The following is a 9,580-nucleotide window of genomic DNA, read 5'->3' on the forward strand; positions in this document are numbered from 1 at the left end:
GGGCGCTGTCCAAGTCCAATTTCCAGTCTGCAAAGGTCATCTTTTCAAGACCATTGACCTTGGCAACATGCTTGAGGTATCTCTGAGCAACTGGCGCAAAATCCTTCATGATGAGGTCAATCTGACGGTCAAACATGGCACGGTCCACTTCTTGCTCAGCCAGAAGATAATCAAAGACTGAGTCGTAGCCCTTCATATCAGCCAAGAGTTTTTCAGACTTGACTTGGGCTAAATAGGCTGCCGCAGCTGTATTTTGGTGCTTACGAAGGCCTTCTGAGAAGGAACGGAAAGATTTCTCACGAACCTCAGCATCCTCGTGGTTTTGGTAGAAGTTTTCATAGGTCACAAAGCTGTTTTTGTAGGTTTTTCCATGGGCTTCAAAGTCAGCCATTTCAAAGTCCCCAGCTCGCATCTTAGTGTAAATGTCCTGTGGACTGTAGAAAACCTCACCCAGATTTGTCAAAGCCTTCTCCACATCTGCCCCTAGGTAGTGGGCTTTTTTGATTTTGGCCTGACGAATGGCTGCTGTTAAATGAGGCAATTCACCCAAACGGTTCAAGACTTCCTCGTCTGCTGCCACCAGAGCATCGTCAAAGAAGGTCAAGGCTACGCTGGCATCTGTTTCAAATTCCATCCCAGCTTGGGCGATATTAGCAAACTCTTCATTGCTATAGTCTGTCGTCTGAGGCATAAAGGCATAATTGCCGATATGGCTCATCTGGATATAGATTTGTTCCAATTCCGCAAAGGCCTTCTCAAAATCCTCAAAAGTATGAAGATTGCCCTTATAATCTCGGCTAAATTGGTTGATGTCTTCGCGCGTTTTCTCGATTGCACGCAAGAAATCCTCACGGTCTTGGTATAAGGCTGTTAAATCCCAAAGTTCCTTTTCTGGAAATTCTGAACGGTGTTTTTGTTCCATTTTCTTCCTCTTATTTCTCTAATTCTACTAAAACACTAAGGGCTGATAAGGCGTAAAGTGGTGCTGTTTCCGCTCGCAAGATGCGAGGGCCAAGTCCTGCCAAGACGGCTCCTTTAGCTTCAAAACTTTCAATTTCTGCTGGTGAGAGACCGCCTTCTGGGCCAAAGATAAAGAGGAGCTTTGCACCCTCTCCCAGCCCAGTCAACGCTTGAACTAGCGCCGCAGCTTCTCCTTCTTTAGCTGACTCTTCATATGCCACGATGATGCGGTCAAACTGGTCCAGCTGAGCTAGAAAATCTGCTTTTTTCTCAAAAAGCTGGATACTTGGAACGATATTACGTTTACTTTGTTCTGCTGCTCCAAGGGTGATTTTTTCTAGTTTTTCGACTTTCTTGCCCAATTTCTTGCCGTCCCACTTGGCAACTGACCAGTCGGCAGGAAATGCCCAGATTTGGCTGGCTCCTAGTTCCGTCACTTTTTGAGTGATAAACTCGAGCTTGTCTCCCTTGGGAAAGCCTGATGCGATGGTCACTTGGATTGGCAGTTCCACATTGTCAGCTAATTCTTGGATCAACTCAAACTGACGGTTTTCCACATCCAGCACGCGCGCCAAACGCTTGATGCCATCATCAAAGACCAAGGTCACCTCATCATCTTCCTTCAGGCGCATGACCTGAAACATGTGCTTGCTGGTTTCCTTGTCCTCAATGGCGATAGGTGATGTAGCACTTCCTTTGACAAAATACTGTTGCATGCTAGCCTCCAATCACACCTGAAATATCCTTGGTTTTCTTAAAGACACAGGCATTCCATTCTCCTTGAATCATGTGAGTTTCAAGGAAAAATCCAGCTGACTCTGCTGACTCACGCACCATGTCCCACTTGTCCTTGATAATGCCACTCATGATGAGGTAGCCTTCATCCTTGACCAAGCGATAAGCATCCTCTGTCAGGTGAATGAGAATATCCGCCAAGATATTGGCCACGATGACATCTGCCTCAATCTCCACGCCTTTAAGCAAATCGCCTGCTGCTACATGGATATTTTCCATACCAGGGTTGAGCTCAATATTTTCCTGAGCAACACGAACCGCTACATCATCGAGGTCATAGGCGAAAATTTCCTTGGCACCCAGAAGCGAGCTAGCAATGGAGAGGACACCTGAACCAGTTCCCACATCCAGCACCGTTTCGCCACCACGAAGAACCTGCTCCAAGGAGAAGAGGCTCATCTTAGTGGTTGGATGCGTCCCAGTCCCAAAGGCCATTCCAGGATCCAGCTTGATAATCTTTTCCCCAGCAGTCGCCTCGTAGTCCGTCCAAGACGGCACGATGGTCAAGTCATGAGTGATGCGAGCTGGTTCATAGTATTTCTTCCAGTTGTCTGCCCAGTCTTCCTCAGCCAAGGCAGTCGTCCCCATCTTGACCTCTCCAAGATCCATAAAGTCTGTCAATTCTGCCAGACGAGCCTTCAAGTCCGCCTCAACCACTGCCACATCAACCGTATCAGGATAGTAGGCTGTCACCACGATTTCTTCCTGCTGTTCGACCTCTGGGAAAATCTCGCCAAAACGGTCCACATTCCCCACATAGTCCATGCTGTCTTCGATTGCAACACCTTGGGCGCCTAACTCAATCAGGAGATTAGAAACCAATTCCTCTCCCTCACGCTTAACTGTTACTTTTAACTCTTGCCATGTTTCCATTTGTTGCTCTCCCCTTACTTAAATATTAATTCTTTTTCGTCTGCCCAGTCTTTTTCGATATCATCTTTCTTTTCTTCGTAAATTTTACTATCTAGCATCACCTTCAACGATGATTTTAAAACTTCGTATTCAATTGCATAGCCTAGCAGAGCATAATCCCTTGAACTTTCAGCTTTGTACTCTTTTAAAAATGTTTTATACAATGTATCAATCTGGTATTTATATAAAATACTCTTTACTACACCTAATATATATTGACCAGAAAATAATATTTGAATAATTGAGAAGAAAATCTTCAAACCATTATTGATATTTATAGATATAACTAAAATTATTGATACTATAAAAATTATTATATAAATTATTAGTCTGAAACATATCCTAGCAAAGCTGTAATTTAATATTCTCTTTGTATAGAAAATATTTTCGAAACTATTAGCGATAAATTTTTGCAAAGATGGAGGAATGTTATTGTCGTAATATCCTTCAATAGAATCATCACCGAAAGAAATACTGAAGCTATCTTCCATATTTCTCTCCAAATTTCTTTGTTCTGCTCGAGGAAAAATAAAAAAATCATTAATAAAATTACCTAAAATTAAAACTAGAGATGCAATCATTTGCATTGCAATAATAAGATTACAACTAATTATAAAATTAAGGATTAGCAACACTAAATTAACATAAAAAATTATCTTCAAAGCATTTTTTATTCTTTTCACCCATGTATATAAATCGTTGTTATTTCTTTTTCTAGACATTTACTCCTCCTCTTCTGGATAATAATTTGAGAAATCATCAATTTCTTGTTTGGGCACGACATATGAAATTCGATTTTTTTCGTTCGTATCAAAGATATCTTGATCAGAAAAGTTAAATTCTTTCTTAATCCATGTAGAATTCCAAATTGAAAACTCATTTATATTTGAGAAAGTACATATCTTTGGTGAAAAGTTGTGATCAAACTCAGATAACAGCGCAATTCTCTGCAACCAGATTTCTACAATATCAGTATTCACCTTACCTGAAAATTTAGAAATAATTTTATCAAGAACTTCATTAACCAATGACTTATCTTCAGCAAAAAAACTAAGTAATTTACCTAAAATCACTACGCAATGTTGTATTGTTGTTGGATTATCTAACATAATTTGAACAACAATACTTATTAGCTGTTCAATATCTCTTGGCTTTACTGATATATCATAAATTCTATATTTATACAAATCAGTCAAAGCTTTTCTCAACTGACCACAATTAGGAAATTTTTTCCCTAAAATTTTTATTTGAAGTAAATGTTTTTGAATAGAAATTTTAAAATAAGGTTTTCTTGAAAATTTATTATCAAAGAAATCATCAATTTGATCATCCTCATCTTCTCTAATATCTTCATTAACTTTTTCGAGTTCACTAACAATTTTTTTATATTCCTTCAAATTAGGAAAATACCCTACAAAGCTTTCATATTGTGTCGTCCAGTAAATTTTATCTGGCTTTATTCCATCTAAAATCATATCATCGTACATAAGAGTTTTAGATGAGTTTATTTTCAAATTCAGTTCATATAAAGACATTGAAAGTAATTTCATGATTTTATTAGCTTCTTCAGAATTATTACTTAATATTTTATAATCATCCCTATATCTAAAAACTAGATAATTAGAAGAAATTTTATTTTGTAACAAAAGCTCATACAACTGAGAATCTGCATAATCTAAAACAACTTCTGCTAAAAAATCCATCAAAACACTTCCCTGGGGGATACCGCAAACATTATCTCCTTGCATCTGTTGTAATTTATGATCAATTTGAGAACCGAGTAATTCTTTTTTATTTATATCTTCTTTGGCAACCTCTTTTCCATGCAAAGCCCATGCTATTGAAGGAGTATAGATTGAGGGATAACAATCAGTAACATCTGTTTGAATACAACAACTGTAATCCAATGCGTTTTTTATTAATGCTTGTTCCGAGTTAACCCACCAATTCAAAATAGTGTCACGCATCTCCTTTCCTTCTGCTTTAGGGGTTCTAGGAATAGAAATGCATCTAATATATTTTCCAAATAAATTTTGATTACTAGAAAATTTATTTTTTATTAATTCCCAGTTTTCTTCCTCCGTTATCAAATTAACCAAATCAACATAAAGAATTGGGTGAATAATTTGAAGTTGTCGCCAAGCATATTTCCCATCTTTGTTAAACATAATCTTATAATTTATATCGCTTTCATTATTAAGAGTTCTACCTTCTACTAAAATTTCAGATAATGATTTTTGTCTAAGGATATTTTCAGCTTTCAATAAGATAGTTTTGAAATTAAAATATGATGGCAAGTTCCCAGAAAAATATGATTTAGGACTCAAAAAAAATTCTCTAGCTTCTTTATAAGACATGTCTAACAGTGATTTATTATACTCCATATATAAACTACCTCTCCTCCATATAATCCCTCACTCTATCCTGCAACTGGGGTACAACCTTATCTGAGCCAAGAAACCCATCAATGCTCATCAGTTTGTAGCCCTGTCCTTCGTCACCAAAGACAATCTTGTCAAATTGTTCCTGAGCCAACTTTCCCACTAGAAAGACGGATTCCTTCCCCTCAAAAAGCATACTTGGGTACACCTTACTCCAGAGCAGGCAATCTTCAGTCAGACGAATCCCCAGTTCCTCAAAAACTTCACGCGCTGCGCACTCAAAAGGACTTTCATCCCCTTCGCGCCCACCACCTGGTAGTTCCCACATATTGGGCCATGGGATGTTTTCCTTGTCATCACGTAAGATAGTTAAGAGCTTATCACCACAAAAGAGGGCAATCTTGCAGCCTGTAAAATCAGAAATTTCTATTCCCATATTAGACTCCTTCGGCTAATGCCTTTTCCAGCTCTGCTAACCAGTTTTCATAATAGCGTTTCTCGTCCCGTAGCATTCGGCTGCTATTCATTTTCTGTCTAGCAATCTTCATAGCCTTGCGAGTTTGAGCTATGTCGTTCCTTACCTTAAATTGATACCAGGCTTGAATGCTCTGCACATCTGCCATTTTTAGAGATAAAAAGGATTTAACGCTTCGAATACTTGCATATTCCTCCGCTTTCTCATTATCACCTTCTAGCAAGGCGATTTGAAGAAGGCATAGTTGGCAAAAAGTTTCAGACAGCGAGTGTTCTGTTCTCTCTAGTAAAGATTGAAATAGCTTTTTAGCTGTCTCTAAATGACCATCCAATATGAAAACCACTCCCTCAAGAGTTTGAATACTTTCTGCAAAACTCCCTCTCGCATCCTCATCAACAGGCATGATAAAGTCTTTCAAATCATATCCTTGAGGAGCTAGCAGGGTCTGGGCAGAATGCCTCAACACCAAGTAAGCGTATTTGATATTTTCAGGGTGTTGTCGCAATTCCCAGATCTTTGCTCCATCGGTGATGCCGACTGGCAAAGCGTTGCTTAGGAAGAAAGACAAATTCAGAAAAATCCAAGTACCAGCAAAATACCAACTTTTTGTCAAAAATCCAAACAATATCGCCAATAATATCAAGCTGAGATGAACCATCAAGCCTCCTGAAAGCATCATGATGATTCTTTGATCACTTTCGTCCTCCTTTAAACCAATATACTGAGCACCAACATTTTTCAGAACGGCTGTTCGACTAAGATGAAACCTGCCTGATTTTTTGGTCAAAAGAAAATGTCCTAATCCAAAAGCCACCAACCGATAGCCTGTCAAGTAGCCACAAAAAGCATGACCCAGCTCATGAAGAATAAAGATTAAATATATGCTTAGAAGAGCAAATGCATAACCAAAAGTAAAGACTAAAACTGCGGAATACCCCAACTCTGCAAATGCGATAGTGCCACAAGCAAAAGCTAGCATAATAAAGACAAAAGCTAGCACATAAACCAAATACGTCCCAAATTTTTTCATACTACCTTCTCCAAACTCCTAGTATCTCGGATAAGGATAAAATTCTCCCTCTTCCAAGCCAACTTTTCCTTCTTCAAAAATTTCTTGGTTCCATTCCATGACAAATTCTTCTGCTTCTGGGTCTTCCAAAAAGTCCATGAGCGCATCTAGCCCAACCTCGGCAGTATCTTTGAGGAAAAGGGCAAAATAAGCTAAAAACTCACGAGAGAAACCTTTTTTAGGCAGGTAAGGGATGACAGTCAAATAGTCTTCTACGTTAACCGTTGACTTTGCAGGATTGTAAAAAAGCACCGCTTCCTCAAAGAGGATATCGTCTGACGAAACCTCTCCGTCTTCATCCACCATCTCAACTCCTGCAGCGTTTTGCGCTTCCAATAGAAAACTCACTTCAACTGCGTGGTTGCGCTTATCCCAGCTAATCTCATAGTCAAAGGGAAAGTTCTTGTCCAACTCTTCCTCTAAAACATCTAAAAATCCGTATGTTGCCATTTTGTCCTCTTTCTATGCGACTCTTTAATCGCCCCGATTGCTCGGAAATATGCTAAAATAGATACTACCATCTTACCACATATACATCAGAAAATCCATGTTAGAAAGGACTGCTATGCCAGACAATCTCGCGCTTCGCATGCGCCCTAAAACCATCGATCAGGTCATCGGTCAGGAGCATCTGGTCGGCCCTGGAAAAATTATTCGTCGCATGGTGGAAGCCAATCGTCTGTCCTCCATGATTCTCTACGGACCTCCAGGAATCGGAAAGACCAGTATCGCCTCTGCCATCGCTGGAACCACCAAGTATGCTTTTCGGACCTTTAATGCGACAGTTGATAGTAAAAAACGTCTCCAAGAAATCGCTGAAGAGGCTAAATTCTCTGGAGGACTAGTTCTCCTGCTAGACGAGATTCACCGACTAGATAAAACCAAGCAAGACTTTCTCCTTCCACTCTTAGAAAGTGGACTGGTCATCATGATTGGCGCTACGACTGAAAATCCTTTCTTTTCTGTCACTCCAGCCATTCGCAGTCGCGTCCAGATTTTTGAGTTAGAACCCTTGTCCAATCAAGACGTCAAAGAGGCGATTCAAATCGCTCTAACTGACCCTGAACGTGGCTTTGATTTCCCAGTTGAGCTAGATGAGAATGCCCTTGATTTTATCGCGACCTCTACAAACGGGGATCTGCGTTCTGCCTTTAATTCACTAGATTTGGCTGTTCTCTCGACTCCAGCAAATGATAAAGGCATCCGCCATATCACGCTTGACATCATGGAAAATAGCCTCCAACGAAGCTATATTACTATGGACAAGGATGGGGACGGTCACTACGATGTCCTCTCGGCCCTGCAAAAGTCCATCCGTGGTTCGGATGTGGATGCCAGTCTCCACTACGCTGCCCGTTTAATCGAAGCTGGTGATCTACCTAGTCTCGCTCGTCGCTTGACCGTTATCGCTTATGAAGATATCGGCCTCGCCAATCCCGATGCCCAGATTCATACCGTGACTGCTCTAGATGCCGCCCAGAAGATTGGCTTCCCAGAAGCTCGCATCCTCATTGCCAATGTGGTGATTGATTTGGCCCTTTCTCCCAAATCCAACTCAGCCTATATGGCTATGGATAAGGCCCTTGCTGACCTCAAAACATCAGGGCATTTGCCTATCCCTCGCCACCTGCGTGATGGTCACTACAGTGGAAGCAAGGAACTGGGCAACGCCCAAGATTATCTCTATCCACACACCTATCCTGGAAATTGGGTCAAGCAAGACTATCTCCCTGAAAAAATCCAAAATCACCACTATTTTACTCCAGAAGATACTGGCAAATACGAACGAGCCTTGGCACAACGCAAGGAAACCATTGATAAATTACGAAACTTGTGAAATCCTTTTCAAAAAATTGCATTTTCCTCTTGATTTTTTTTGAAAAAGTGGTATCATATAAACATAGAAACGCTGTGGTGTACGACTTCACACTTAAGTGTTGACCGACTATTTTTTGTATTATTAGGGAAACAAAAGTCTTCTAACAGCATGTAGGCCGTCTCACACGGAAACAGCTTCAGTTAGAGCGAGTTGCCCACCTGCTTAATTGCGCGGGTTCAATACAAACCGTGAAGTTTCGGCACCAATACAGCTTTTTATTTGCCTTCTTAGCTCAGTTGGTAGAGCAGTAGACTCTTAATCTATGGGTCGCAGGTTCGAGCCCTGCAGGGGGCATCTAAATACAACAGGAAAAAGCCTTGAATCAAGGCTTTTTTACTTTCTATCTACCCTTTTTCATGATGTATTTTCGTATAGGTGTTTCAACCATTTGAACGATTTCAAATCCTTCTTTTTGGTAAAGATTGTAAGCTGTTTGATTTGCCACGTAGACATTTAGAGAAATAGTATCTATGTCTTCATTTTCAAAGGCCAAACTAACAAATTTCCTTAAAGCCTGACTTCCTAATCCCTGCCCCTGTTTCTGGGGGTTGATAAAAAATCTCCCTATATGAAGATTCCTGTCTTCTAGCCTGATTTTCTGGATAAGCCCCACAAACTCTTGTCCATCAAAGATTGAAAAGATTCCTTCCAAATCTTGCAAGATTTGAATTGTTAAGGGAAAAGGAATCATTGTTCCCATCCATTGTTCTTGAAAGGATTTGCCAAGGGAGTTGGACCATTGGCATATGAGCTGAGCGTTTTCTATGCTCACATTTTCTTCAAAACGAATCATCATCTTGACCTCACCATCTTATCAATGTTTCTTTATTATACTACTTCTCCTATTTTTTACGAATAGATAAGTATGATTGATCTTTATTTTTTTCTTGTCGGGAGCATTCTCGCTTCCTTTCTTGGTTTGGTCATTGATCGTTTTCCTGAGCAATCCATTATTCGACCAGCTAGCCACTGCGATTCCTGTCAGACTCGCTTGCGACCACTGGATTTGATTCCGATTATCTCTCAAGTAATTGGTCGCTTTCGCTGTCGCTACTGCAAGATTCGCTATCCTATTTGGTATGCCCTCTTTGAACTTGGCTTGGGACTCC

10 protein-coding genes, 1 tRNA gene and 1 pseudogene are annotated in these 9,580 nt (G+C 40.2%); 3 read left to right on the plus strand and 9 right to left on the minus strand.

From position 1 onward, the window contains the following. From SORDD16_RS06540 to SORDD16_RS06575, 8 genes and pseudogenes are all read right to left on the minus strand, one after another. Window positions 1-922, minus strand: a pseudogene (locus tag SORDD16_RS06540) (oligoendopeptidase F family protein); the annotation flags it as partial. Between the two features lie 10 nt (window positions 923-932). Next, window positions 933-1,676, minus strand: a complete 744-nt coding sequence (locus SORDD16_RS06545) for a 16S rRNA (uracil(1498)-N(3))-methyltransferase (protein WP_061452799.1) — start codon at window positions 1,674-1,676, stop codon at window positions 933-935. Window position 1,677: 1 nt separating this feature from the next. Next, window positions 1,678-2,628, minus strand: a complete 951-nt coding sequence (gene prmA, locus SORDD16_RS06550; protein WP_061452800.1) for a 50S ribosomal protein L11 methyltransferase — start codon at window positions 2,626-2,628, stop codon at window positions 1,678-1,680. 14 nt (window positions 2,629-2,642) lie between these two features. Then, window positions 2,643-3,389 carry a hypothetical protein gene (locus SORDD16_RS06555; protein ID WP_061452801.1) on the minus strand — a complete coding sequence of 249 codons (747 nt, stop codon included), beginning with the start codon at window positions 3,387-3,389 and terminating at the stop codon, window positions 2,643-2,645. Next, entirely contained in the window at window positions 3,390-5,051 is a 1,662-nt protein-coding gene (locus SORDD16_RS06560) for an RNA-directed DNA polymerase (RefSeq protein WP_061452802.1), read from the minus strand. It abuts the gene before it with no gap. 7 nt (window positions 5,052-5,058) lie between these two features. After that, window positions 5,059-5,484 carry an NUDIX hydrolase gene (locus SORDD16_RS06565; protein ID WP_061452803.1) on the minus strand — a complete coding sequence of 142 codons (426 nt, stop codon included), beginning with the start codon at window positions 5,482-5,484 and terminating at the stop codon, window positions 5,059-5,061. A 1-nt stretch (window position 5,485) separates the two neighbouring features. Then, window positions 5,486-6,553: a M50 family metallopeptidase gene (locus tag SORDD16_RS06570; protein ID WP_061452804.1), complete on the minus strand. Its 1,068-nt coding sequence runs from the start codon at window positions 6,551-6,553 to the stop codon at window positions 5,486-5,488. A gap of 18 nt (window positions 6,554-6,571) precedes the next feature. After that, complete coding sequence (locus SORDD16_RS06575; RefSeq protein WP_061452805.1) at window positions 6,572-7,042, minus strand: DUF3013 family protein; 471 nt, start codon at window positions 7,040-7,042, stop codon at window positions 6,572-6,574. Window positions 7,043-7,157: 115 nt separating this feature from the next. Here SORDD16_RS06575 and SORDD16_RS06580 point away from each other — a divergent pair, with 115 nt between their 5' ends. Next, the gene (locus SORDD16_RS06580) at window positions 7,158-8,429 is read left to right on the plus strand and encodes a replication-associated recombination protein A (RefSeq protein ID WP_061452806.1); all 1,272 of its coding nucleotides are present in this window, start codon (window positions 7,158-7,160) and stop codon (window positions 8,427-8,429) included. Between the two features lie 263 nt (window positions 8,430-8,692). Beyond that, a tRNA-Lys gene (locus SORDD16_RS06585) sits at window positions 8,693-8,765 on the plus strand. A gap of 46 nt (window positions 8,766-8,811) precedes the next feature. Here the strand turns inward: SORDD16_RS06585 and SORDD16_RS06590 are convergent. Then, complete coding sequence (locus SORDD16_RS06590) at window positions 8,812-9,267, minus strand: GNAT family N-acetyltransferase (RefSeq protein ID WP_061452807.1); 456 nt, start codon at window positions 9,265-9,267, stop codon at window positions 8,812-8,814. Between the two features lie 69 nt (window positions 9,268-9,336). Here SORDD16_RS06590 and SORDD16_RS06595 point away from each other — a divergent pair. After that, a partial coding sequence (locus SORDD16_RS06595; RefSeq protein WP_164966497.1) for a prepilin peptidase occupies window positions 9,337-9,580 on the plus strand: 244 nt, incomplete at its 3' end.

This window comes from Streptococcus oralis (assembly GCF_001578945.1).
GTDB classification, from domain to species: Bacteria; Bacillota; Bacilli; order Lactobacillales; family Streptococcaceae; genus Streptococcus; species Streptococcus oralis_Q.

What these genes read in the sequence shown, in the direction of transcription:
- SORDD16_RS06580 (WP_061452806.1), top strand. Translation starts at nt 7,158, where the DNA reads ATGCCAGACAATCTCGCGCTTCGCATGCGCCCTAAAACCATCGATCAG.
- SORDD16_RS06560 (WP_061452802.1), bottom strand. Translation starts at nt 5,051, where the DNA reads ATGGAGTATAATAAATCACTGTTAGACATGTCTTATAAAGAAGCTAGA.
- SORDD16_RS06570 (WP_061452804.1), bottom strand. Translation starts at nt 6,553, where the DNA reads ATGAAAAAATTTGGGACGTATTTGGTTTATGTGCTAGCTTTTGTCTTT.
- SORDD16_RS06545 (WP_061452799.1), bottom strand. Translation starts at nt 1,676, where the DNA reads ATGCAACAGTATTTTGTCAAAGGAAGTGCTACATCACCTATCGCCATT.
- SORDD16_RS06555 (WP_061452801.1), bottom strand. Translation starts at nt 3,389, where the DNA reads ATGTCTAGAAAAAGAAATAACAACGATTTATATACATGGGTGAAAAGA.
- SORDD16_RS06590 (WP_061452807.1), bottom strand. Translation starts at nt 9,267, where the DNA reads ATGATGATTCGTTTTGAAGAAAATGTGAGCATAGAAAACGCTCAGCTC.
- prmA (WP_061452800.1), bottom strand. Translation starts at nt 2,628, where the DNA reads ATGGAAACATGGCAAGAGTTAAAAGTAACAGTTAAGCGTGAGGGAGAG.
- SORDD16_RS06565 (WP_061452803.1), bottom strand. Translation starts at nt 5,484, where the DNA reads ATGGGAATAGAAATTTCTGATTTTACAGGCTGCAAGATTGCCCTCTTT.
- SORDD16_RS06575 (WP_061452805.1), bottom strand. Translation starts at nt 7,042, where the DNA reads ATGGCAACATACGGATTTTTAGATGTTTTAGAGGAAGAGTTGGACAAG.